We start from the raw sequence: 22,099 nt of genomic DNA on the forward strand, positions 1-22,099 counted from the left end.
ATTTATTTTCAAACTTTTCATTACTTTACTCTTGATTTATATATAGTTGTCTATATCTGCTCTTAATTTTCCATAAATTGCCTTTCTTCTATACTTTGGTATAAACACAATATGATACTTACAGTTCCATCTCGTATGTGATAAACTTGAATCGTCATTTGGCTTTGTTGCCATTGATATCTCCTCCTTATATTTTGAATTTCGGTTGTCAGCCTTATTCAATTATATACGGAGGCTTTTTTCATCGCTTAAGCTTTTCTCTTCTCATACGCATAGCGTATGGTTTTTATAGGAAACTTCGTTTCCTATAATAATAAAAATTATCCCTGTGTACTGCATTGTACACAGGGACTTTTTTACTTCATATCTGACGGTTTTGAATGATTTGGATTAAAGAATTGTGAATAAGAATTAAAACGAATGAAGAAATAAATACAAACCATCACAATCATTACTGTCTCGAAGAGACGATTAAACATTAGTGGATCATGGATATCAAAGAGAATTGCTTTTAGTATGCCTAATGGTAACGCTAGTAACCAAAGATACTGTTTTTTATCTTTGACAACGATCCAATTAAAGTAAGTTTTCATACTTTTTCCCCTAAACATATCCTTTCTAATTTCAATATAGTACGAATTGTTTAAAATGCAATCAATTTTATATCATTTATTGGGGATAACTATGTATTTAAATGTATATAGTATTAGGTTATCAACAACTTATTCACATCCCACAATGAGTAGTTATCCACAATTGTGGATAACTGTTGAAAAGTTTAAATAACCCTTTATTTATCATATATTTTTATAAACAGTATTCTGTGTATAATCTATTTTTATAAAAAGTTATCCACGATTTTTATACTTATCAACAATGTTTATAACTTCTCCACAATTTTATCCACATCAAATTTTGTGGAAAACTGTGGAAAACCTATATATTTCATATCTGTACTATATTTTTTACATTGCTCGGTTGTGGATAAAAAAATTATCAACATTTTAACTATGGATTTATCCACAATTGAGTCTTAAAATAATAGTACGACTTAATAAAGGGGATTTTTTATGGAGTACAGGAATGAACAATATTTGAAGGAAGTCTGGGATAAACTTCTTCAATATTTGAGTGATAACCAACTAGTTGATATTGTTATAATTAATAATTTTTTTAGACCTTGTTTTTTGTATGCAATTACAGATGAAAAGGTGATTATTGTCGCACCATCTATTATTAATAAACAAATTCTACAAAGCCAAAATAAAGAAATTGAGGCTTCTTTTATTGATATTTTAAATGTTGATCATAATTTCATTGTAGAAGTACTTTTAAAGAATGAACTTACAATCAATAAAGTCGTTACAACACCTATTTCTAAGATTGATACAAGTGACTTCGTTTCTTTACCAATTCAAAAAGATCGTAATTTTGATAATTTCGTTGTTGGTGACTGTAATCGAGAGAGTCACGCTGCCGCATTAGCTTGTGCAATGAGCCCTGGTAAATTCTTTAACCCTTTATTTATCTATGGTAATTCAGGATTAGGTAAAACACATTTATTGATGTCGATTGCAAATTATGTATTAAAAGAAGATCCTACTAAGAAGGTTTATTATACAGAATCTTTAAAGTTTGTTGAAACTGTTGTTAATGCAATCAGAAATAATAAAATTGATGAGTTTAAACAATATATGTACTCAGTTGATTTATTACTTGTTGATGATATTCAATTCTTAGCTGGTAAAGAAAAATCACATGAAGTATTCTTTACAATTTATAACGAATTAGTGAATAATCGTAAGCAGATTTGTATTGCTTCAGATCGTTTACCAAAGGAAATTAAAGGTCTTGAAGATCGCTTAATTAGTCGTTTCTCCAGCGGTTTATCTGTTGGTATCGATTCACCTGAATTTGAAACATCTCTAGCAATTCTTCAAATGAAGATTAAATCTAGTAGCTATTCCATTGAAGATGTTGATAAAGATGGATTAAATTATATTGCGTCTAACTTCTCAGGAAATGTAAGAGATTTAGAAGGTGCTTGGAATCGTGTATTATTCTATGCAATTCAATTCCAACCAGATGGTGGATGTATTCGTTTTGATACGATTATGAATGCATTAAAGAATCAGTCTGTTGTTTCTGACAAGACTGGTTTATCCCCAAAAAAAATTATCAAAGTTGTAGCAGATTATTATGGATTAACAAGACAACAAGTTACTTCAAAAACACGTACAAAGAATATTGCGAATGCACGTCATATTTCTATTTACTTATGTCGTAAATTACTTGATATTTCTTATATTAAGATTGGTGAAGAATTTGGTGGTAGAGATCATTCTACTATCATTAGTGCATGTACAAAAGTTGAATCACAAATTGCTAAAGATAAAGCAATGTCTGCAGCAGTAAAAGAAATTGAAGATTACTTGAAAGCTTAAGTTATTCACAATTTTATCCACTGTAAAATAACAAGTTACAATGCTAAAATAATATAGTAATTAAAGGCTTTCTGAGAGTTTTCCACATTATCCACATACTTAATAAGAATAAATACTTAAAATACTTTAAATACACGGGAGAAAAAAATATGAATTTAACAATTTCCAAAACAGAGTTTTATAACACATTACAGTTAGTATCAAGAGCTATCTCACCAAATTCTCCACAGACATCTTTAAGAGGATTAAAGATTGAAGTTAAAAATCAATCGATGGTTGTGACTGGTAGTGATGCGGATATTTCAATCCAACGTACAATCACAGCAAACGAGAAGAATAAATTAAATATTTTAGAAGAAGGATCTATCTTAATTGAATCTAAATACTTATTAGAAATCGTTCGTAAGATTGATAGTGAAGAAATTCATGTAGAAATTATTGATGGTTCACTTACTAAGTTCTCAGGTAATTCAGCTGTATTTAAAATCAATGGTATGAATCCACATGATTATCCAACAATTGATTTTTCTAAACCAGCGAACTCTGTTGTAATTTCTTCTAGTGTAATGTCAGATATTATTGAACAAACAACATTTGCAACATCTACAAAGGAAACAAAACCTGTATTAACTGGTGTTAATTTCCATCTAGCAAATAATACATTATGTTGTACAGCTACTGACTCTTATCGTTTAGCTAAGAAGACAATTCCATTTACAAGTTCAGACAGTTTCAATGTTACAATTCCTTCTAAGTCTTTAAATGAAGTGAAGGCTACAATGCTTGGGGATGATGGTGAAATTCAAATCTTCTTGAATGATAAGAAAGCACAGTTTGTAAATGAAGATATGATTTTACAAACTAGATTATTAGATGGTGGATATCCAGAAACAAATCGTTTAATTCCTAGAGAATTTAAATATACATTAGAAATCAGTCGTAGCGATTTGATTCACGCAATTGATCGTACAACTTTCATTAAGACAGATAATATGACAATTAACCGTCTACAATGTTCTACTGATGAAATTGTATTAACGAATAAGAGCCAGGAAATTGGTGAATCTCATGAAACATTGGTTGGTACATTTACTGGTGAACCTCTAGATATTAGTTTCTCAGGTAACTATGTCATGGAAGCTGCAAGATCAATTAGAGGAGATAAATTAAAGATTGAATTTGTAGGGGAAATGAGACCATTTATTCTTAGCAGTGAAGAAGATCCTACTATTTTACAACTTGTTCTTCCAGTTAGAACTTATAACTAATTAGAGTAGATAAAATCTACTCTTTTTTATTGAATAATTATAATAATTTATTGTCTGATTTTGAGATATAAAAAATGTTTATAAATGCCTTTGTATAAAGGATTTTTTGCATTTTTTATGATATAATTATTTTGGTTTTTTAAGGTTTTTTATGAAGGAGTTTAGGATGGAAAAAATCACAACAGAATACATTACTTTACAGCAATTTATGAAACTCTCTGGTATTGTTTCCACCGGTGGTGAAGCAAAGCTAAGAATTAAAGAAATGGATATTGTTGTGAATGGTGAAAAAGAGAATCGTAGAGGCAGAAAACTCTATCCTGGCGACAAAGTAAAAATTGAAGGAAAGACTTATGTGGTTTTCTAATGTATATCAAAAATATTCAATTAAGAAATTTTAGAAATTATGAAAATGCATATATAGAGTTTAATCCGAGTATCAATTTAATCACGGGTGAAAATGCCCAAGGAAAGACGAATCTATTAGAGAGTTTGGTTTATCTTTCATTAACTCGATCACATCGCATTGTTGATGATAAGAAATTGATTCGTAATGATGAGATGTTTGCTGGGATTGATTGTAAATTTGTGGATACAGATGAAAAAGATATTGAAGTTATCATTCATCCAAATGGAAAAACTCTGATGGTTCATAAAAGACCACTCAAAAAGAGTAGTGAATTCATTGGTTTATTAAATGTAGTTTTATTCTCACCAGATGATCTAAGAATTTTTAATGATCAGCCTAAAGAGAGAAGACGTGTAATGAATCAAGAAATCACTAAAGTTTCTACAAAATATTTATTATCGTTAAATCAATTTCAAATGTATTTAAAAGATAGAAATGCTTTGTTGAAGAGTGAAAAAATTGATTTGAATTATCTAGATATTTTAGATGAACAAATGTCTAAAGTAGAAGCATATATTATCCGTGAAAGAAGAAAGTTTATTGAAGTGATTCAATCTGTGATTTCTAAGATTTATCAGGAATTATCTGGTAGTCAAATTCAGTTGGAAGTTGCTTATAAAACTTTCGTTGATGATATAGATGAACTAGAAGATAAAATTCTTGAGATTCATCGTGAATCACGTCAGAAAGATATTGAATATCATATTACAAAAGTTGGTATTCATTTAGATGATTTGATATTTAAAATGGATGATCAAAATCTGATTTACTTTGCAAGTCAAGGTCAAAAAAGAATGGCAATGTTGTCATTTAAATTAGCTTTATTAAATTATATTAAGTTAATGACAAAGAAACAGCCAATTCTACTTTTAGATGATGTATTAAGTGAATTAGATTACAGTCGTCAAAAGAAGTTATTACAAATGGTACAGCGTGATTTTCAATGCATTATCACGACGACGGAAATTCCTGAATTTTTGAAACATGCAGACATGACGGAATTTCGTATAGAAGGTGGAAAAATATTTCCACTTACAGGAGGTAAGTAATGAGCGATAAATTAGAGCAGGTAACTGAAGTATCTGAAAATAGTGAACTTGTATTAGGACAAGAAATGGATATGAAAGTTACACACACTTATAACGACTCTGATATTCAGGTCTTAGATGGCTTGGAAGCTGTACGTAAAAGACCAGGTATGTATATCGCGTCAACTTCTTCAAAAGGTTTACATCACCTTGTTTGGGAAATTGTTGATAATGGTATTGATGAAGCGATGGCTGGTTATGCTTCAACGGTTACTGTAACTGTTGATAAAGACAACATTATTACAGTTGAAGATGATGGTCGTGGTATGCCTACGGGTATTCATGAAAAGACAGGTAAGTCTACAATTGAAACTATTTTTACTGTCTTACACGCTGGTGGTAAGTTTGGTGGTGGCGCTTATAAAGTGTCTGGTGGTCTACATGGTGTAGGTGCATCTGTTGTAAATGCGTTAAGTAGTTGGTTAGAAGTAACTGTTTTCCATGATGGAAAAGAATATTTTATTCGTTTTGAAAATGGTGGCCATCCAGTAGGAACTCTTGTAGAAAAGGGAACATGTCCTGCAGATAAGCATGGTTCTACAGTTCGTTTTAAAGCTGATCCAACTATCTTTACAGAGACAGTTGTATATGAACATGATATTCTACGTGACCGTTTACGTCAGTTAGCGTTCTTAAATAAGGGTATCTGTTTAAAGTTTAATGACTTACGTGAAGAAGATGAAGCAAAGCGTCATTACGTATTTAAGTTTGATGGTGGTTTGAAACAATATACTGAATTTTTAAATCGTAATCGTGATGTTGTAAATCATGAAATTATTTATAGTGAAGGTTATGAAAATAATATTCAGGTTGAAGTAGCTTGTCAGTATAACGATGGCTATAATCCTAATATTTATACTTTCTGTAATAACATCAATACAGCTGAAGGTGGAACACATGAAGAAGGTTTCCGTCTTGCATTAAACCGTTTTATCAATAAGTATGCTCGTGATACAGGTTTCTTGAAGGAGAAGGATGATAATCTTACGACGGATGACTGTCGTGAAGGTTTAACAGCTGTTATTAGCGTTAAACATCCAGATCCTCAGTACGAAGGACAGACAAAGACAAAATTAGGTAACTCTGAAGTACGTAAGATTGTTTCTGATATCTTTGGTACGCAATTAGAGCGTTATTTAATGGAAAATCCAGATGAAGCAAAAGCTATCTTAGAAAAGGTTGCTTTAGCTTCACAAGCACGTATGGCGGCTAAGAAGGCTCGTGAATTAACAAGAAGAAAGAGTGCTTTAGAAGTCAGTCCACTTCCTGGTAAATTAGCAGATTGTTCATCTAAGGATGCGTCTATCTGTGAAATCTATATAGTCGAGGGACAGTCAGCCGGAGGTTCCGCAAAACAAGGAAGAGATTCACACTTCCAGGCAATTCTACCGTTAAGAGGTAAGATTCTTAACGTAGAAAAGGCTAGACAGTCTCGCATTTATGAAAATGCAGAAATTCGTTCAATGATTACTGCATTTGGATGTGGTGTGAGTGATGAAATTGATCTTGAGAAGTTACGTTATCACAAGATTGTTATCATGACCGATGCCGACGTCGATGGTGCTCATATTCGTACATTATTATTAACATTCTTCTATCGTTATTTACGTCCATTATTAGAACAGGGTTATATCTATATTGCACAACCACCACTCTATAAGGTTCAAAAGGGTCAGACAGTGCGTTATGCTTATACAGATAATCAGTTAGAAGAAGTAAAACGTGAACTGGGTGATCGTCTCAGTATTCAACGTTATAAGGGATTAGGTGAAATGAATCCTGAACAGTTGTGGGAAACAACAATGGATCCTAAGAATCGTACATTGATTCGAGTTACGGTAGGTGATGCGGAAGCAGCTGACTATAACTTTACAATGTTGATGGGTGAAGAAGTTGAACCACGTAAGAACTTTATTGTAGAAAACGCACACTTTGCGGAAAACTTGGATATTTAGAAAGGAGATAAATTACAATGGCTTTAGATGATTTTATGGAATTTGACGAAAGTAATTTTGATCCTGGACATATTACAGAAACAGAATTAACAAAAGAAATTCGTCGTGACTTCTTGGAGTATTCGATGTCAGTTATCGTATCACGTGCATTACCAGATGTACGTGACGGTTTAAAACCTGTACAAAGAAGAATTCTTTACTCCATGCATGAGATGAACATTGGACCTGACAAGGCATATCGTAAGAGTGCACGTATTGTCGGTGATACGATGGGTAAATATCACCCTCATGGTGACTCTTCTATCTATGGTGCTTTAGTTTATTTAGCGCAACCATGGAATATGAGAACTGTATTAGTTGATGGACATGGTAACTTTGGTTCGATGGATGGTGATGATCCAGCTGCGATGCGTTATACCGAAGCACGTATGTCTAAGATTGCGGTTGAAATGTTACGTGATCTTGAAAAAGATACAGTTGATATGGTTGATAACTATGATGGTCAGGAAAAAGAACCTACAGTTTTACCATCACGTTATCCAAACTTGATTGTAAATGGTTCTTCTGGTATTGCGGTAGGTATGGCAACCAATGTTGCGCCTCATAACTTAGGAGAAACAATCGATGGAATTTTTGCGGTTATGGATAATCCAGAAATTACAGCGACTGAACTGATGAATTACATGAAGGGCCCTGACTTTCCTACAGGTGCATATATCTTAGGTAGATCAGGTATCCGTCAAGCATTTGAAACTGGTCGTGGATCAGTAATTATGCGTGCAAAAACAAAGATTGAAGAAATGCCAAATGGCAAATCGCGTATCATTGTCTATGAATTACCTTATATGGTAAATAAAGCTAGTTTGGTAGAAAGAATTGCTACTTTAACTAGAGATAAAGTAATCGAAGGTATTACTGACTTACGTGATGAATCTAATATGGACGGTATCCGTGTTGTAATTGAATTACGTAAAGATATCCAACCAGATGTTATGTTAAATCAGTTATATCGCTCTACACCTCTACAATCTAACTTTGGTGTAAATAACGTTGTATTATTCAATGGTGTTCCTCGCCAAGCGAGTATGATTGATCTTCTAAAGGGATATATCGCATTCCAAGATGAAGTTATTGTACGTCGTACACAGTTTGATTTAAAGAAAGCACAAGATCGTGCACATATCTTAGAAGGACTACGTATTGCGGTTGATAATCTAGATGCGATTATTCATACAATTCGTGATTCACGTGATCCTAATGAAGCGATGCCACGTTTGATGGAAGGCTTTGGTTTAGATGAGATTCAAGCGAAGGCAATCTTAGATATGCAGTTTAGAAGATTGACAGGTCTTGAACGTGAAAAGATTGAAAATGAATACCAAGATCTATTGATTAAGATTGCAGACTTCCAGGATATTCTTTCTAACCATGCAAGAGTATTACAGATTATTCGTGATGAATTGAGTGAAGTGAAGGCGAAGTTTAGTGACCCACGTCGTAGTGAGATTATTGATGCTATCGCTGATGTAGAAGATGAAGACCTGATTCCTGTTGAAAATATTATTATTACGTTATCTTCAAACGGATATATTAAGCGTCTAACAACAGATACTTATCACGTACAAAATCGTGGTGGTAAGGGTATCAAAGGTATGGAACTTAACAAGGATGATATTATTGATCAGTTTATCAGTATGTCTACCCATGACCACTTATTAGTATTTACAGATAAGGGTAAGGTATATCGTATTAAGGGATATAACGTACCTGAATTCAGTAGAACAAGTAAGGGTATTCCTGCTATCAACCTAATCAGTATGGAGAAGACAGAGAATATTCGTGCTCTTGTGCCATATAGTAAAGACCATGATTCCAAGTTCTTATTCTTCGTTACAAAGCAAGGTATTATCAAACGTACTACATTTGATGAGTATGAAAACATCAATAAGAACGGTAAGATTGCGATTAAATTAAATGAAGATGACGAATTAGCGTTTGTAAGAAGTACGGATGGTAATGCAGAAATTATCATTGCAGGTTCAAATGGTAAGGCAGTTCGCTTCCAAGAAAATACAGTTCGTCCTCTAGGACGTACAGCACGTGGTGTAAAGGGATTCAATGTTGATGGTGGTTATGTCATTGGTCTAGCTACAAATCTTGAAGGTGAGTATATCTTAACAATTACTGAAAATGGATTTGGTAAGAAGTCTGCTCTAGCTGATTATCGTATGACACGCCGTGGTGCACGTGGTGTTAAGACAGTTAACGTTACAGAGAAGTCAGGTAAGCTTGTATGTATGCGCGCTGTAAGAGGCGATGAAGACTGCATGATTATGACTGCTGGTGGTATTGTAATCCGTATCTCTCTAAACCAGGTTTCTGTATATAGTCGTTCTGCACAAGGTGTGAAGGTAATTAATGTGAAGGATGATATAGTGTCATCTGTAGCGATACTTGAACCAGAGGAAGATTCCGAAGTAGTAGATATATCTCATAACGAAGTATTAGATGAAGGTGTGTTTGAAGAAACACCGGATGATGAAGATATCATTGAAAATGATGAGGAAGATGTAACTGATTCTGATTCAGAAGAATAAAAAACTAGACAGAGTGAATAATCACTCTGTCTTTTCTTTTTGGATATAAAAAAACTTCCGTAGCAAAGTACAGAAGTTTTTTAGAGATTACTTTTTCTTAGTAGTCTTCTTAGATGGTTTAGCAGCTTTCTTTGTTACTGGTGCCTTTTTTGTTGTTTTCTTTGTAGTTACTGGTTTTGCGACTGTCTTCTTAGTAACTTTTTTTGCAGCAGGTTTAGTAACTGGCTTAGCAACAGCCTTCTTAGCTACTGGTTTTGCGACTTTTTTAGCCGGAGTAGTTTTCTTGGCAATTTTCTTTTCAGCCTTTACTGGAGCCTTCTTTGTAACTTTCTTTGTGGCAGTCTTCTTTCCATTCTTTTCCATATCTGCAAGAATTAGATCACATAAGTAACCCTTTACAGATTCTTTAGCTTCAAGCCAAGCAATAACTGTTTTCTCAACTTTATTGTTAAAGCGGACTGAGAATGAGCGGTAGTTGTTTCTGTTGTAGTTGTTGTTATACTCTAACTTCTGTTTGTACTGCGACTTCTTTGCCATACCTATTCTCCTTATTATTAAACATAACTGTGTTGTTTAATCACTATAAATATATCACTGTTTTGTAACATTGACAAATTTCTAACAAGATGATTAAATATTTTTGTAAAAACGTTGATAGAGAACAGTAGTACAAAAGCATTTTCAGAAAGGCAACGGATGATGTGAGTTGCCATTGTGATGTATGAATCCGCTCTTGAGTGAAACTAATACTTTCCGGTTGTCCCGTTATCGCTAATGAAGTGGTTAAATTGTTTCACGTGAAACAATTTAGCAAAAAGGGTGGCACCGCGTTGACATCGTCCCTTTGATGGATGATGCTTTTTTATTTTTAGAGGAGAGGTAAATTATGATAGATATTAATCTAATTAGAGAAAATCCAGAACTTGTTAAAGAAAATATCAAGAAGAAGTTCCAAGATGAAAAGTTAGTACTTGTTGATGAAGTATTAAGTATGGATGCTGAGTATCGTGCAGCGAAAACACGTGGAGATACACTACGTGGAGAAAGAAATAAGATTTCTAAGCAAATTGGTCTCTACATGAGAGATAAGAATATTGAAGCTGCAGAACAAGCGAAGCAATCTGTGAAGGACATGGATGCAGAATTAGAAAGCTTAGAAGTAAAGGAAGAAAAGCTTGCTGAAGAAATTAAGAATAGAATGATGGTTATTCCTAATATTATTGATTCTTCAGTTCCAATTGGAAAAGATGATTCAGAAAATGTGGAAATTCAAAAATACGGAGAACCAGTCATTCCTTCATTTGAAATTCCATACCATACAGATATCTTAGAAAAACTTGCTGGCATTGATATTGATAGTGCAGGAAGAACATCTGGTAATGGTTTCTATTACTTACAAGGAGATGTTGCTAGATTACATTCTTCAATTCTTGCATATGCTAGAGATTTCATGATCAATCGAGGATTCACTTACTTCATTCCTCCATTCATGATTCATAGTAGTGTTGTAACAGGTGTTATGAGTTTTGCGGAAATGCAAAATATGATGTACAAGATTGAAGGTGAAGATTTATATCTCATCGGTACTTCAGAACATTCAATGATCGGTCGTTTCATGGGACAAATCTTAAAAGAAGAAGACTTACCATATGCTTTAACATCATATAGCCCATGTTTCCGTAAGGAAGTTGGTGCACATGGAATTGAAGAAAGAGGTCTTTACCGTGTACACCAGTTCGAAAAACAAGAAATGGTAGTAGTATGTAAGCCAGAAGAATCTATGGAATGGTATGAGAAGTTATGGCAAAATAGCGTAGACTTCTTCCGTTCATTAGATATTCCTGTAAGAACTTTGGAATGCTGTTCTGGTGACTTAGCAGATCTTAAGGTTAAGAGTTGTGACGTTGAAGCTTGGTCTCCACGTCAGAAAAAATACTTTGAAGTTGGAAGCTGCTCTAATTTGGGTGATGCACAGGCTAGAAGACTTGGAATCCGTATCAAGGGTGAAAAGGGCAACTACTTTGCACATACACTAAATAATACTGTAGTAGCTCCTCCACGTATGTTAATTGCATTTGTTGAAAATAACTTAAATGAGGATGGATCATTAAATATTCCTGAACCGCTCAGACCATATATGGGTGGACAGGATAAGATTGTACCTCCAACAAAGAAGAAGAGTTTCTAAAATCACAAAGGATTGTTTCACGTGAAACAATCCTTTTAAAATACACTCTTGGACAAGTAAGATAAATTTGCTATAATCATACATGGCACAGCATATATACATTGAACCTGGTCAGGGCCGGAAGGCAGCAGCCATAGATGTCCCTGTATCGCGTGTGCCACTTTTATTTTATGAAAACACACGAAGAATATATGGAACTAGCCCTAGAAGAGGCTAGAAAAGCAGAAGAAATCGATGAAGTGCCTGTAGGATGCGTTGTTGTATGTGATGGAGAAGTTATTTCACGTGGGCATAATCTTAAAGAACAACTAAACCAGGCATACGCACATGCTGAAATGATGGCTATCCAGAAAGCTGCAGAAATAAAAGGAAACTGGTGTCTGAATGACTGCGATTTATATGTAACCCTAGAACCATGTATGATGTGTACAGGAATTATCAACCTTTCACGAATAAGAACAGTATATTACGGTACAACGGATCTAAAAGGTGGTTGTTTAGAGACAGTAATTGATTTAAAGAAGATAAAAAGACTCAATCATTATCCAAATATAGTCGGAAATATACTTCAAAAAGAGTGTAGTGAGATACTAACGAATTACTTTCGAAAAAAACGAGAAATCATAAAAGAGAAAAAACAGAAAAATAAAGCCAATATACAGTGAATTCCTACATGTGAATGTAGGAATTTTGTTATAATGTATATACTGGGAGAAAAATAATGTCAAAGCAAGCGTTGTATCAAAAATATCGTTCTGCAAACTTCGAAGAGGTGGTAGGACAAGAGTATATAGTTCAATCAATTAAGAATGCAGTGCGTGAACATAAGGTGGGACACGCATATCTTTTCTGTGGTCCAAGAGGAACAGGAAAGACCACAATGGCAAGACTTCTAGCGAAAGCAGTAAACTGTGAACATCCAGAAAAGGCTCCATGTGAAGAATGTGATAACTGTACAGCCGCAAATAGCGGAACTCATCCAGATATAATTGAGATTAACGCAGCAAACGAAACTCACGTAGAAGATATTCGTGACTTAATTGATCGAAGTAAGCTAGCTCCAATGCAAGGGCATCATAAAGTATATATTGTAGACGAGGTGCATCAGCTATCCAGTGCTGCATCTAGTGCACTGTTAAAGACATTAGAAGAACCACCAGAAAATGTTATCTTTGTACTAGCTACAACAGATCCACAGAAGTTATTACCAACAATCATTTCAAGATGCCAACGCTTTGACTTTACAAAATTACGCAAAGACCAAATTAAAAATCATCTATTAGATATCGCTAAGAAAGAGAATATCTACTTAGATGAAGAAGCAGCTGAGAATATTGCGGTGTTATGTGATGGCGGAATGCGTGATGCTTTGAGCATCATGGATCAATGTGCATCCTATACAAGTGACCATATTACAGCTGAGGAAGTAGACCATATTTATGGATTGGCATCAGTTGAAGAGAAGATTGACTTAATACATTCAATTCATGCAGGAAATCTAGAAGATATCCTAACAAGAATTAAAAAGTACGAACAGAAAGGTATTGACTTCCAGAAGTTTACAGATGGGATGATAGATATCCTGAAAGATGTTGTAATCTACCATTCTACAAAGAAAGATACTTTACTGAAACTGATCACAAAAGAACAAGCAGAATCATTATCAGAAACACTATCACAAAAAACATGCATGCATATAATTGAAAAGATGTTTGATTCTAAAGATAAGTTTAGAGTAGCAACATCTTCCGCAAGTTGTTTTGAAGTGATTTGTTTAGGTCTAGCAATCCAACCTACTGCAGAAACAGTAGTGGTTGAAAAGCATGTAGAAGTTCCTGTTCAACCAAAAGAAAGTGAATATGTTGTTCCTACTGTCGAACTAAAAGAACCAGAAAAACCTATGGTACAATCACAGGAAATTAAAGTGGAACAACAGCCTGTAGAACCAGTAAAGACAGTGGTTTCAACAAGTTCTAATGAATTATCAATTGATGAAATCTTAACATTACTTGTACAGTGCCAGAAATCAATCAAGTATGAAGATGATGAGAAATTCAACAAGATTCATAGCTTGTTTGATATGGAAAGCAAGAAGTATACGGCACTTCTCGAAGAGACAAGAATTGTCGCAAGTGGACTTGATTGTGTTGTGCTAACTACTGATTCAAAAGTACTTGCAAATCGAATGAATGAACCAAAGATGAATCAAGAACTATATCAATTTGCAAAAGAAACTCTAGGTATTGATAAGATGTTGTATATTGCCACAAATGAAGCAATGAAAGAGGCAACACTGAAGTTTATTGAACTAAAGAAAGCAGGTAATCTACCACATCCAAAATCAATTGTTCGATACACAATTGAAAAGCCACAAGAAGTATCAACAGAAGATAAAGTAAAAGCAATTTTCAATCCAGAAATATTAGAAATAGAGGAATAAAAAATGGATATTCAGAAATTAATGGAACAAGCACGCCAGATGCAAGATAATCTTGGCAGAATTGAAGAAGAACTTAATGCGACGGAGTACGAAGGTAAAGCTGGAGGAAATGGTGTTAAGGTTGTTGTGAATGGAAGAAACGAAGTTCAATCTGTAGAAATTGCAGATGATCTTATGACTATAGACAACAAAGAAATGTTACAAGACTTAATTTTAATCGCTGTAAATGAAGCGGTAGAAAAAGCATTCCAAGATAGAGAAAACAAACTTGGCTCTGCTACAAGCGGATTAAATCTTCCGGGGATGTAAAGAATGTACCCAAAGAGTTTAACCGAACTGATTGAACGTTTAAAATTCTTGCCTGGTGTAGGTGAAAAGACAGCAGAAAGATACGCGTTTTCCATTATGGAAATGAATCTTCAAGAGGCAAAAGAATTTGCCCAGGCAATTAATGATGTTCATGAGAAGATAACGCATTGTAGGATATGTGGAAATCTTTCTGAGAAAGATGAATGTGAAATTTGCCGTGATGAAAGTCGCAACCAAAAACAGATTTTCGTAGTACAGTCTCCTAAAGATGTTATCGCAATGGAAAAAACAGCAGAATACCGTGGTAGCTATCACGTATTAAATGGTTTGATTTCCTCAAGCAAAGGAATTATGCCAAATGACTTAAATATTGAGGCACTACTTGCAAGACTGCCTGAAGCAGAAGAAGTAATTTTAGGTACTAATATCACAATTGATGGTGAAACAACAGCGATGTATTTGGATAAACTCATTACATCACGTTATCCAAATGTATTAGTAACTCGAATTGCACACGGTCTACCATCAGGTGGAATGCTCGATTACGCAGATGAAATGACACTTGCGCATGCATTAGCAGATCGTCGCAAGATGAAATAGAAAAGAGGTGTTTCTATGAATACAGATTTAAAGATTGCACAAGCAGCTATCCTGGAGCCAATTGATACAATTGCGCATAAAGCAGGAATCCCAGAAGAGTACTTGGAATTGTATGGCAAAGAAAAAGCCAAAGTTAACATTAAACTCATGGAAACACTAGCAGATAAATCAGATGGAAAACTGGTATTAGTAACTGCAATCAATCCAACAAAAGCAGGTGAAGGAAAGTCTACAACGACGATTGGATTAGCAGATGGATTATCCAAGATTGGTAAAAATGTTATGGCATGTTTACGCGAACCTTCTTTAGGACCGGTATTTGGTTTAAAAGGTGGTGCAACAGGTGGAGGATATGCACAGGTAGTTCCAATGGAATCTATCAATCTACACTTCACAGGTGACATGCACGCAATCACAACAGCCAATAACTTAATCGCAGCTATCTTGGACAATTCAATCTTCCAAGGAAATCCACTCAATATCGATCCGACAAGAGTGACATGGAAGCGTTGTTTAGATATGAATGATCGTACATTACGTGACATTACAATCGCACAGAAGAAAAAATCAAATGGTGTTGAAAGAGAAGACCATTTTGTAATCACAGTAGCTTCTGAAGTAATGGCTATCTTGTGTCTCTCAAAAGACTTACAAGATTTTGAAAAGAGAATTGGTAGAGCGGTTGTGGCGTATACATATGATGATAAACCAGTAACTGTAAATGATATCCAAGCTGCTGGCGCAGCCACGGTTGTTATGAGGGAAGCTATCAATCCAAACTTAGTACAAACTTTGGAACATACTCCAACATTCATTCATGGTGGACCTTTCGCTAATATTGCGCATGGATGTAATTCGGTTATTGCAACTAAGATGGCACTTAAGTTAGCTGATTATGTAGTAACAGAAGCTGGCTTTGGTGCAGATTTGGGTGCTGAAAAATTCTTAAATATCAAGTGTAGATTAGCAGAATTAAATCCTTCTGCAGTTGTGGTGGTCGCAACAATTCGTGCCCTAAAGATGCATGGAGGAGTTGAACAAGAAAATCTTGATCAACCAAATGTTGAAGCTATGCTTGCAGGTGCGAAGAATTTGCAAAAACATATTGAAACAGTTCAGAGTTTCAAACTTCCATTTATTGTCGCTATCAACAAGTTTGCAAAAGATAGTAAAGAAGAAGTGGAAGCACTACTTACATGGTGTCATGAAAATAGCTATCCAGTTGCGGAAGCTGATGGATGGGCAAAAGGTGGCGATGGTATGTTAGATCTCGCAAATAAGGTTGTAGAGATTACAAACCATGCATGCAAGTATCAACCAATCTATGATGTGGAAGATTCCATTGAAACTAAAATCACAAAGATTTGTGAAACAGTATATGGGTCACCACTCGTGGAGTTTAGTGAACTAACAAAGACGAAGATTCAGGACTTTATCAAACATGGATGGGATAAATTACCGGTATGTATGGCAAAGACACCATTATCACTGAGTGATGATCCTACTCTTAAGGGAAGACCAGAAAACTTTGTAACACATATTACAGATATCTCAGTATCTGCTGGTGCAGGCTTTGTGGTTGTTTATACAGGCAATGTACTCACAATGCCAGGACTTCCAAAGTTACCAGCAGCAGTGAATATGGGAATTGATGAAAATGGAGAAACCTACGGCTTATTCTAATTAAGATAGAAAGGAGGAGTCATAATGGGATCTATTGCATATGTAACAGATGAAAATATGCTTGCATATCATCGCTTGTGTCGAAATCAATCGATACTCTTTTGGCGGTTATCCAATAAGAAGTTTACGGATTTCCGTAAAGGAGATTTACTATTCTTCTTTGCAAGACCAAATCATGGACGTAAGAAAGCACTGATAGGTTATGCGCATTATGATTCCGAAATAAATCTTTCACTTAAACAGATGTGGAATCGCTATGGTGATTCCACTGGATATGACACACAAGATGGGCTCTACGCAGCGATAGAAAAAGCATCTCGTGGAAATATACCACCACAGATGAATTGTTTATATCTAACAAACGTTGTGTTCTTCTTATCACCTGTCTATCCAGAAGATGTAGGTATTTCTATACAAAATAATCTTGAAAGTTATTGTTATCTAGATAAAGATAGTCCAAAGATAACTGCCAAGATTTTACAACAAGCACAAAAACATGGTATCGACCTCTGGAGTGCAAATCCAAATATCACTCCAGAAGAAATCTTTAAAGAAGATGCCACAAAACATTATCTAGCAGTTATCTCTCAAGAGATTGGCCAAGATAGTGGAAATGAAAGACAACAACGTACGCTTGAAAAGTATGCAAAACAGAAAGCGAAAGAATCTAGTTGGGAGTTAATTCGTGGTAGTAATACAGAATGTATTCGTATGGACGGAAGTGAAATACAAATTGCGATTCCATTTGTATCACAAGTAAAAGAACAACCCCAGAGGATTCGAGAATATATAGGAAGGCTAACGATGTATCGCTTGTTGGCCAAGCATCAGGGTTTGGAAGGCAAAATCAGATTTGAAATACTTTCCCCAAAAATACCTGACGTATTAAAGGAAATGGTGGAAGAAATAAACAATGAGTGATTTTGATATTATTGTCATAGGTGGTGGTCATGCAGGTATTGAAGCTGCACTGGTTGCTGCACGACTAAAAAAGAAAACATGTCTACTTACATTGAAGATAGAAAATATTGGAAAGATGCCATGTAATCCATCCGTAGGTGGCCCAGCGAAAGGCATTGTTGTAAGAGAAATTGATGCCTTAGGCGGTCAAATGGCGATTACCGCTGATAAGACAGCACTACAATTCAAGATGTTAAATGGCGCAAAAGGTCCAGGTGTACGTGCACTCCGTGTACAGTCAGATAAACTTGCATATAAACGTATGATGCAAGATATCTGTTTACATCAAGAAAACCTAAGCGTGATTGAAGGTATGGCAAGTAAACTTAACGTAACCAATAACAAAGTTACTGGTGTTACGTTAAAAGATGGGACAGTAATGAATGCCAAGATTGTGATTGTAACAACAGGCACATATATGGCAGGTGTAAATATGATTTCATCAGAAGTTACACCAGGTGGTCCAGATTTAGAACCAACAACCGGAGACTTATCAGAGTCTTTACGAGAACTAGGATTAAAAACCTTTAGATTAAAGACAGGAACACCACCAAGAATCCTGCGTTCATCCATTGACTTTAGCAAAGTCAAATTAGAACCAGGTACGGAAGGTTTCTTACACTTCTCAGAATTAACAACAAAAGAAGATGTATTACCATATGATAGACAAGTATCTTGTCATATGACCTATACAACCCCAGAGACACATGAATATATCTTAGATAACCTTAATAAATCCAGTATGTATTCTGGTGTCGTAAAGGGAGTTGGACCTCGTTATTGTCCATCTATCGAAGATAAACTTGTACGTTTCCAAGATAAACCAAGACATCTATTATTCTTGGAACCAGAATCGCTAGAATTAGATACCATCTACTTACAGGGATTCTCTACATCACTTCCACGAGATATCCAAGAACAGATGGTACATTCATTACCCGGTTTCGAAAATGCAGTAATCAAAAAGTATGCATACGCAATTGAATACGACGCAATCGATCCAATTCAAATGAAACCAAGTTTTGAATCAAAGATGATTGAAAATCTATTTACAGCAGGTCAAGTTAACGGAACTTCAGGTTACGAAGAAGCTGCTGGACAAGGATTACTTGCAGGAATTAACGCATGTATGAAACTTGATGGAAAAGACCCACTCATTCTAGCAAGAAATGAAGCATATATCGGTGTTATGGTTGATGACTTAACAACCAAGGGAACATTAGAGCCTTATCGCTTATTAACATCGCGAGCAGAGTTTAGATTGTTATTACGACATGATAACGCTGATCAAAGATTAATAGAATATGGACGTCAAGTTGGACTTGTTAGTCAAGAAAGATATGACGCATACCTTGCTAAGATGGAGAATGTAAAGAAGTTAATACAGCATCTATCTGAAACAACATTCGTACAAGATGAGGAAAAGATACATGCATACCTTACTTCACTAGGATATGAAAGTGATGCGCATATTGGTATTAATGGAATTGATTTAGTGAAACGTCCAAACGTAACAACAAAAGAACTTCTCGCCACGATTGGAGAAGAAGTAGATGAAGAAATTGCGAACCAATGTGATATAGAACTAAAATATGCAGGTTATATCGATAAGGCTAAACGAGAAGCCAATAAGTTAAAAGAGATGGATGGCATTAAGTTAGGTGTTGATTTCAATTATGATGAGGTTGATAACCTATCTATTGAAGGTAGACAGAAGCTAATGAAGTATAAACCAGCCACGATGGGACAAGCATCTAGAATTTCAGGTGTTAACCCAGCCGATATCGCAGTACTTGCGATTGCCATTAAACAAGGAAAAGGAAGATAAAAAATGAAATATACAGATGTAGTATCAAATGTAAATGTCTATGGTATGGATTCAGCAGTTATGGGCTCAAAATATCCCATGGCAGTTGATTTAACAAAAGTAGATGGAACAATCGTTCCACGTACACATGCACTAGCAAACGCAAAACTAGGTAGTGGTCATGATAACTTCTTAAATGGAATTATCGTACAGTTCGACCTCACATTTACAAATAAAGCATGGGTAGAGGCGGAGCGTTATCACTTCCTAGACTTTATTAGTTCTCAATCCACAATGCACCGTATCACAAAGTTCAACTTAGATGAGGTGTATATCTCTTATACAGATCCACGAATTATCGAAATCATGAAAGAAAAGGTTAATTCCTATAATGAATTAACACAGAAGATTTCTGATAAGAAATTAGCTGGAGAAGATGTTACAGCGTTGAATGAAGAAGCGAAAGTAAAATATCTTGAGATTCTCTATTCTAATCCAGCAGGTTTTAGAATTACAGCGCGTATGACTACAAACTACCGTCAGCTCAAGACAATTTATGCACAGCGTAAGACACACCGCTTACCAGAATGGCGTGCATTCTGCGATTGGGTAGAGACATTACCAAATGCATCATTTATTGTAAATAGTGACTTAAAATAAGGATTATTTGCAATTTGTGGAAAACTATTTTATCCACAAATAATATAAAATATTTACAAGATGTGGAAAAACAAATTATCCACAATTGTGGATAAAAAAGTTATCAACATATTTTCATCTTTCACAAGGAACGTGATGGTGATAGAATAGGTCACACAGAGATTATGACAATACAAGAACTTATAGAAAAAGCAGCAGAGCTACAAATTTCATTGTCAGAAACACAGGTTAAACAACTTGAACAATACGCTCAACTTTTGGTTGAGTGGAACGAGAAAATGAATCTCACAGCCATCACGGAACATGGTGAAATATTAGAGAAACATTTCTATGATTCTATCTTGCCATTAGGAAAGGGTAAGATTTTTGGAAAAGTAGCAGATGTTGGAACTGGAGCGGGGTTTCCAGGACTGGTTTGGAAAATCGTTAAACCAGAATTAGATGTGTCACTCATTGAACCAACAGGGAAACGGTGCACATTCTTACAAGAAGTAATAAATCAACTGCATTTAGAAAACATCCATGTTTATAACACGCGTGCAGAAGAACAGGTTAAAACAGACCGCGAAATGTACGACGTAGTAACTGCAAGAGCAGTCGCAAACTTACGAGTCTTATCCGAATTATGTATTCCACTAGTCAAAGTTGATGGATTATTCCTAGCGATGAAGGGTATGCAAGGCAATGCGGAAGCGAAAGAGGCAGAACATGCGACTAAGCTGCTTGGTGTAGAGCTAGAAGAAACACAGGATACATCTTTATATACAGGAGATATGCGTGTGAACTTATACTACCGCAAGCTGAGTCACACACCACAACAATATCCACGCAATTACGGGCAAATAAAAAAGAAGCCTTTATAAGGGAGGGTTATATGCCAAGTATTTTAAGTATATTTGATCGAAAAGATACTAATCGTATCGTAGATATCCCAACAGAGAAAATTGTTCCATCAAGATACCAACCAAGATTGGTATTTGATGAAGAAGCTTTACGTGAATTAGCACTATCTATTAAAGAGAATGGATTAATTCAGCCAATTACAGTCCGTAAGGTGAATGATATATACGAAATTATCACGGGAGAAAGAAGATTCCGTGCATGTAAGATGATTGGCTTCAAAGAAGTGCCATGTTATATCATGTCACCAAATGAAAGCCAAGCAGCACAGATGGCTCTGGTTGAAAATATCCAACGTGAAAACTTAACCGCAATTGAAGAGGCGAAGAGTTACTTACAAATCATGCGCCAATCTGGATTAACACAAGAACAGGTTGCACAAAAAGTAGGTAAGTCACAATCCGCAGTAGCCAATAAGATTCGCTTACTAAATTTACCAATTGAGATTCAGGATGCAGTCATGGAATCAAAGATTACAGAACGTCACGCTCGCGCACTATTGACGGTGCCAAGCGATAGACAAAAAGAAGTATTCCATCATATCGTCGCAGCTGAATTTAACGTAAGACAAACGGAAGACTTTATCGCAAGTCTAGATGATATTCCTAAGAAGAAACGTACACGTCAAAAGACAAAAGGTTTCTCAAGAAATACACAAATTGCGGTAAATACAATTCATCAAAGTATCAAGATGATTAATAAAATGGGTATCCAAGCAAAAGTAGAAACGGAAGATAGACCAGAAGAAGTATGCATGATCATCCGTTTCCCGAAGAATTCATAAGGGAGAA

Annotated in this window: 19 protein-coding genes, 1 other RNA gene, 1 pseudogene and 1 other annotated feature; of the genes and pseudogenes, 18 read left to right on the plus strand and 3 right to left on the minus strand. The window is 35.2% G+C overall.

The window, feature by feature from the left end; translation table 11 throughout:
• Window positions 1-39 precede the first annotated feature (39 nt).
• Window positions 40-174, minus strand: a pseudogene (locus tag RYK16_RS04090) (transposase); the annotation flags it as partial.
• A 182-nt stretch (window positions 175-356) separates the two neighbouring features.
• Window positions 357-593 carry a hypothetical protein gene (locus tag RYK16_RS04095; RefSeq protein WP_314850964.1) on the minus strand — a complete coding sequence of 79 codons (237 nt, stop codon included), beginning with the start codon at window positions 591-593 and terminating at the stop codon, window positions 357-359.
• 477 nt (window positions 594-1,070) lie between these two features.
• Between RYK16_RS04095 and dnaA the strand changes: the two genes are divergently transcribed.
• From dnaA to gyrA, 6 genes are all read left to right on the plus strand, one after another.
• Window positions 1,071-2,444: a chromosomal replication initiator protein DnaA gene (dnaA, locus tag RYK16_RS04100; protein WP_314850966.1), complete on the plus strand. Its 1,374-nt coding sequence runs from the start codon at window positions 1,071-1,073 to the stop codon at window positions 2,442-2,444.
• A 149-nt stretch (window positions 2,445-2,593) separates the two neighbouring features.
• Complete coding sequence (dnaN, locus tag RYK16_RS04105; RefSeq protein WP_314850967.1) at window positions 2,594-3,712, plus strand: DNA polymerase III subunit beta; 1,119 nt, start codon at window positions 2,594-2,596, stop codon at window positions 3,710-3,712.
• Between the two features lie 166 nt (window positions 3,713-3,878).
• Window positions 3,879-4,079, plus strand: a complete 201-nt coding sequence (gene yaaA / locus RYK16_RS04110; RefSeq protein ID WP_028078761.1) for a S4 domain-containing protein YaaA — start codon at window positions 3,879-3,881, stop codon at window positions 4,077-4,079.
• Window positions 4,079-5,170, plus strand: a complete 1,092-nt coding sequence (recF, locus tag RYK16_RS04115; RefSeq protein ID WP_314850969.1) for a DNA replication/repair protein RecF — start codon at window positions 4,079-4,081, stop codon at window positions 5,168-5,170. The genes yaaA and recF overlap by 1 nt, the downstream gene beginning before the upstream one ends.
• Before the next feature lie 65 nt (window positions 5,171-5,235).
• Complete coding sequence (gyrB, locus tag RYK16_RS04120) at window positions 5,236-7,164, plus strand: DNA topoisomerase (ATP-hydrolyzing) subunit B (RefSeq protein WP_314851101.1); 1,929 nt, start codon at window positions 5,236-5,238, stop codon at window positions 7,162-7,164.
• Between the two features lie 17 nt (window positions 7,165-7,181).
• Window positions 7,182-9,761: a DNA gyrase subunit A gene (gene gyrA / locus RYK16_RS04125; protein ID WP_314850971.1), complete on the plus strand. Its 2,580-nt coding sequence runs from the start codon at window positions 7,182-7,184 to the stop codon at window positions 9,759-9,761.
• 87 nt (window positions 9,762-9,848) lie between these two features.
• Here gyrA and RYK16_RS04130 read toward each other — a convergent pair whose 3' ends face one another.
• Complete coding sequence (locus RYK16_RS04130) at window positions 9,849-10,298, minus strand: hypothetical protein (RefSeq protein WP_314850972.1); 450 nt, start codon at window positions 10,296-10,298, stop codon at window positions 9,849-9,851.
• A gap of 105 nt (window positions 10,299-10,403) precedes the next feature.
• Window positions 10,404-10,608 (plus strand) — a binding site (T-box leader).
• A 39-nt stretch (window positions 10,609-10,647) separates the two neighbouring features.
• Between RYK16_RS04130 and serS the strand changes: the two genes are divergently transcribed.
• The 12 genes from serS to noc all read left to right on the plus strand — a co-directional run bounded on the left by serS (window position 10,648) and on the right by noc (window position 22,092).
• Window positions 10,648-11,949, plus strand: a complete 1,302-nt coding sequence (gene serS / locus RYK16_RS04135) for a serine--tRNA ligase (RefSeq protein WP_314850973.1) — start codon at window positions 10,648-10,650, stop codon at window positions 11,947-11,949.
• Between the two features lie 75 nt (window positions 11,950-12,024).
• Window positions 12,025-12,122, plus strand: an RNA gene (ffs, locus tag RYK16_RS04140) — signal recognition particle sRNA small type.
• Window positions 12,120-12,614 carry a nucleoside deaminase gene (locus RYK16_RS04145; protein ID WP_314850974.1) on the plus strand — a complete coding sequence of 165 codons (495 nt, stop codon included), beginning with the start codon at window positions 12,120-12,122 and terminating at the stop codon, window positions 12,612-12,614. The genes ffs and RYK16_RS04145 overlap by 3 nt, the downstream gene beginning before the upstream one ends.
• Window positions 12,615-12,670: 56 nt before the next feature.
• Complete coding sequence (gene dnaX / locus RYK16_RS04150; RefSeq protein ID WP_314850975.1) at window positions 12,671-14,389, plus strand: DNA polymerase III subunit gamma/tau; 1,719 nt, start codon at window positions 12,671-12,673, stop codon at window positions 14,387-14,389.
• Between the two features lie 3 nt (window positions 14,390-14,392).
• Complete coding sequence (locus RYK16_RS04155; protein ID WP_314850977.1) at window positions 14,393-14,698, plus strand: YbaB/EbfC family nucleoid-associated protein; 306 nt, start codon at window positions 14,393-14,395, stop codon at window positions 14,696-14,698.
• Between the two features lie 3 nt (window positions 14,699-14,701).
• Window positions 14,702-15,298: a recombination mediator RecR gene (gene recR / locus RYK16_RS04160; protein WP_314850978.1), complete on the plus strand. Its 597-nt coding sequence runs from the start codon at window positions 14,702-14,704 to the stop codon at window positions 15,296-15,298.
• Window positions 15,299-15,313: 15 nt separating this feature from the next.
• On the plus strand, window positions 15,314-16,981 hold the full coding sequence (locus RYK16_RS04165) for a formate--tetrahydrofolate ligase (protein ID WP_314850979.1): 1,668 nt from the start codon (window positions 15,314-15,316) through the stop codon (window positions 16,979-16,981).
• A 24-nt stretch (window positions 16,982-17,005) separates the two neighbouring features.
• Entirely contained in the window at window positions 17,006-17,902 is an 897-nt protein-coding gene (locus RYK16_RS04170; RefSeq protein ID WP_314850980.1) for a hypothetical protein, read from the plus strand.
• Window positions 17,895-19,769, plus strand: a complete 1,875-nt coding sequence (gene mnmG, locus RYK16_RS04175; RefSeq protein WP_314850981.1) for a tRNA uridine-5-carboxymethylaminomethyl(34) synthesis enzyme MnmG — start codon at window positions 17,895-17,897, stop codon at window positions 19,767-19,769. The genes RYK16_RS04170 and mnmG overlap by 8 nt, the downstream gene beginning before the upstream one ends.
• 3 nt (window positions 19,770-19,772) lie before the next feature.
• Window positions 19,773-20,408: a hypothetical protein gene (locus RYK16_RS04180; RefSeq protein WP_314850983.1), complete on the plus strand. Its 636-nt coding sequence runs from the start codon at window positions 19,773-19,775 to the stop codon at window positions 20,406-20,408.
• Window positions 20,409-20,572: 164 nt separating this feature from the next.
• Window positions 20,573-21,271 (plus strand): 16S rRNA (guanine(527)-N(7))-methyltransferase RsmG, encoded by a 699-nt coding sequence (gene rsmG, locus RYK16_RS04185; RefSeq protein WP_314850985.1) that lies wholly within the window; start codon window positions 20,573-20,575, stop codon window positions 21,269-21,271.
• Between the two features lie 11 nt (window positions 21,272-21,282).
• The gene (gene noc / locus RYK16_RS04190) at window positions 21,283-22,092 is read left to right on the plus strand and encodes a nucleoid occlusion protein (RefSeq protein WP_314850986.1); all 810 of its coding nucleotides are present in this window, start codon (window positions 21,283-21,285) and stop codon (window positions 22,090-22,092) included.
• Window positions 22,093-22,099 lie beyond the last annotated feature (7 nt).

Origin of the sequence: uncultured Solobacterium sp. (genome assembly GCF_963550625.1) — a bacterium.
GTDB lineage: Bacteria > Bacillota_I > Bacilli_A > Erysipelotrichales > Erysipelotrichaceae > Bulleidia.

Coding starts and splice junctions, on each gene's coding strand:
- recF (WP_314850969.1), top strand. CDS start 4,079: ATGTATATCAAAAATATTCAATTAAGAAATTTTAGAAATTATGAAAAT.
- noc (WP_314850986.1), top strand. CDS start 21,283: ATGCCAAGTATTTTAAGTATATTTGATCGAAAAGATACTAATCGTATC.
- mnmG (WP_314850981.1), top strand. CDS start 17,895: ATGAGTGATTTTGATATTATTGTCATAGGTGGTGGTCATGCAGGTATT.
- RYK16_RS04180 (WP_314850983.1), top strand. CDS start 19,773: ATGAAATATACAGATGTAGTATCAAATGTAAATGTCTATGGTATGGAT.
- RYK16_RS04145 (WP_314850974.1), top strand. CDS start 12,120: ATGAAAACACACGAAGAATATATGGAACTAGCCCTAGAAGAGGCTAGA.
- rsmG (WP_314850985.1), top strand. CDS start 20,573: ATGACAATACAAGAACTTATAGAAAAAGCAGCAGAGCTACAAATTTCA.
- gyrA (WP_314850971.1), top strand. CDS start 7,182: ATGGCTTTAGATGATTTTATGGAATTTGACGAAAGTAATTTTGATCCT.
- dnaA (WP_314850966.1), top strand. CDS start 1,071: ATGGAGTACAGGAATGAACAATATTTGAAGGAAGTCTGGGATAAACTT.
- RYK16_RS04155 (WP_314850977.1), top strand. CDS start 14,393: ATGGATATTCAGAAATTAATGGAACAAGCACGCCAGATGCAAGATAAT.
- dnaN (WP_314850967.1), top strand. CDS start 2,594: ATGAATTTAACAATTTCCAAAACAGAGTTTTATAACACATTACAGTTA.
- yaaA (WP_028078761.1), top strand. CDS start 3,879: ATGGAAAAAATCACAACAGAATACATTACTTTACAGCAATTTATGAAA.
- RYK16_RS04130 (WP_314850972.1), bottom strand. CDS start 10,298: ATGGCAAAGAAGTCGCAGTACAAACAGAAGTTAGAGTATAACAACAAC.
- recR (WP_314850978.1), top strand. CDS start 14,702: ATGTACCCAAAGAGTTTAACCGAACTGATTGAACGTTTAAAATTCTTG.
- RYK16_RS04165 (WP_314850979.1), top strand. CDS start 15,314: ATGAATACAGATTTAAAGATTGCACAAGCAGCTATCCTGGAGCCAATT.
- serS (WP_314850973.1), top strand. CDS start 10,648: ATGATAGATATTAATCTAATTAGAGAAAATCCAGAACTTGTTAAAGAA.
- RYK16_RS04095 (WP_314850964.1), bottom strand. CDS start 593: ATGAAAACTTACTTTAATTGGATCGTTGTCAAAGATAAAAAACAGTAT.
- dnaX (WP_314850975.1), top strand. CDS start 12,671: ATGTCAAAGCAAGCGTTGTATCAAAAATATCGTTCTGCAAACTTCGAA.
- RYK16_RS04170 (WP_314850980.1), top strand. CDS start 17,006: ATGGGATCTATTGCATATGTAACAGATGAAAATATGCTTGCATATCAT.
- gyrB (WP_314851101.1), top strand. CDS start 5,236: ATGGATATGAAAGTTACACACACTTATAACGACTCTGATATTCAGGTC.